General features: G+C 57.4%; 5 protein-coding genes. All 5 read left to right on the top strand.

The genetic code is table 11. From position 1 onward, the window contains the following. On the top strand, positions 1-300 hold a 300-nt coding region (locus VGP75_RS08185), incomplete at its 5' end, for a hypothetical protein (protein WP_327543191.1). A 170-nt stretch (positions 301-470) separates the two neighbouring features. Beyond that, positions 471-908, top strand: coding sequence for a hypothetical protein (locus VGP75_RS08180; RefSeq protein WP_327543190.1), 438 nt, complete (start codon positions 471-473; stop codon positions 906-908). 98 nt (positions 909-1,006) lie between these two features. Beyond that, positions 1,007-1,279 (top strand): DUF2312 domain-containing protein, encoded by a 273-nt coding sequence (locus VGP75_RS08175; protein ID WP_327543192.1) that lies wholly within the window; start codon positions 1,007-1,009, stop codon positions 1,277-1,279. A gap of 3 nt (positions 1,280-1,282) precedes the next feature. Continuing rightward, complete coding sequence (locus tag VGP75_RS08170) at positions 1,283-1,483, top strand: hypothetical protein (protein WP_327543189.1); 201 nt, start codon at positions 1,283-1,285, stop codon at positions 1,481-1,483. Between the two features lie 31 nt (positions 1,484-1,514). After that, the coding region (locus VGP75_RS08165) for a hypothetical protein (protein ID WP_327543188.1) at positions 1,515-1,772 on the top strand (258 nt) is incomplete at its 3' end.

The raw sequence follows: 1,772 nt of genomic DNA, 5'->3' as shown, positions 1-1,772 counted from the left end.
TGTATCGAAAGTTACTCACCATGTATCAAAAGTATACAGGGGGACCGGAAAAGTCTTTCCAATTCTGTTGATATATCTGGTGGTGCGCGCCGGTGGTTCCGCAATCTGTTGTGGATGGCGTTCCCGTCGCGTTCGGAGAATGAGCTGGCCAACAAGGCTGCCGCTGTTCTCGGAGTAAGCCCTCGCCAGATTCGCAACTGGCTGCGCGAAGATAACGACGCCAGCCTGCGCTATGTCTTTGCCGTCTTGGCAATCGCTGGCGGTGAGATTGTCTTCAAGCAGATTGAGGGACGCGACTGATGCGGGTGCCTCAATACATCGCCGCTCGGTTTTATCAGGCCAGAGCAAAGCGGGCATTCCGCAAGTTTCTCAAATTCGAAAGCATTGCTTCGCGTCTGTTCAGTGACTTGGACCGCTAGGCCCACGTTCGCGCGGCATCGACCCACAAACCAACATTGGAAAGGAAACCCATGACTTTCACACCAGCATCGCCGGTTGCGGTTAAGCCCGACGGCACAGGATTCAGCATATCGCTGCGATTCACGGCCAAGTCGCAGAAAGTGCGCATCTCGATCACCAAGGCCGCCCAGGAAGAACACTTTGGCGGAAGCCTCGAAGGCAAGCGGCTAGACGTGATGATCGGGCGTGACGGGGATCGTGGCCGCATCAAACTGGTCAAGGCCGACGAGGGTGCTTTCACCGCGAAGGCGTCCGCGCGTGGGTCTGTGTTCGTCGTGATGAACCGTTGGAACCTTCTGCCCAACGATAAGCGCCCATCACAGCCGATGGACATTGCGTTTTCGGATGCAACCGGCCTGACGCTCATGGTGCCCAACTATGACCGTGTGGCACCAGCCGCGAACGCCGGTGAGAAGCGCGCGATCCCTCGCGCTCTTCCGATGGAATAGGTGGCAAAATGGATAATCCCACAATGACACTCACAGGCCCAGACGGCCAGACGACTGCACCGTTCACGCTGGAGCAGATGGGTGAAGTCGCATCGAAGATGAAGCAAACCGCAGCTGACGCCGAAGTGACCGATCGCGTGATGGGTGTTGCGGCGCAAGAGTTGCGCCAGTTCATCGAGCGTTACGAGCGGCTCGAAGCGGAAAAGAAGGACATCGCAGACGCCCAGAAAGAGGTCATGGCCGAGGCCAAGGGCAGAGGCTACTGCACAAAGGTACTGCGCAAGATTGTGGCGATCCGCAAGCGAGACGCCAACGATCTGGCCGAAGAGGAAGCCGTCCTCGACCTGTATAAGTCAGCACTGGGCATGTGACCCATGCGCGAACACCTCAAAGCAATCCCCAAGGGCGACTTGATAGCCTTCGAAATGGACAGGGATGGTTTCGATCTGCTGTCCCGCATTGTTGCGCGCTCCGAGCCACGCGGGACCGACAATCCCAAGGCTCACAAGCAGGTCAAAGACAGGATCGAGGGCGCGTTGCTTGCCGCGCGCTCTCAAATGGGCTGGCCCCAATAGCCCCATAAAAACAAACACCAAAGGACACGCCATGCAGGATTGGACGTTCACAGACTTTCGCTTCCCATTTCCCGACAACAGGACGGAAGCTACCCAGCATCAGCAAGAGCTTATCGCTGAAATCATCATGATCCGCGACCAGCTCGAAGCGGTGTCAAATGGCGACGCCAAGCCGCCCAGCGACACATGGGCATTCGACGCGACGTATTATCGCCGCAAGCTGCAAGCGCGCTGCAATGCGCTGAACCACCACATCAAAGCACTGCCCAAGCCGCTGAACCAGCAGCAG

The organism is Yoonia sp. (assembly GCF_036007805.1).
Lineage (GTDB): Bacteria > Pseudomonadota > Alphaproteobacteria > Rhodobacterales > Rhodobacteraceae > Yoonia.
This window is presented reverse-complemented; position numbering and strand designations above follow the sequence as displayed.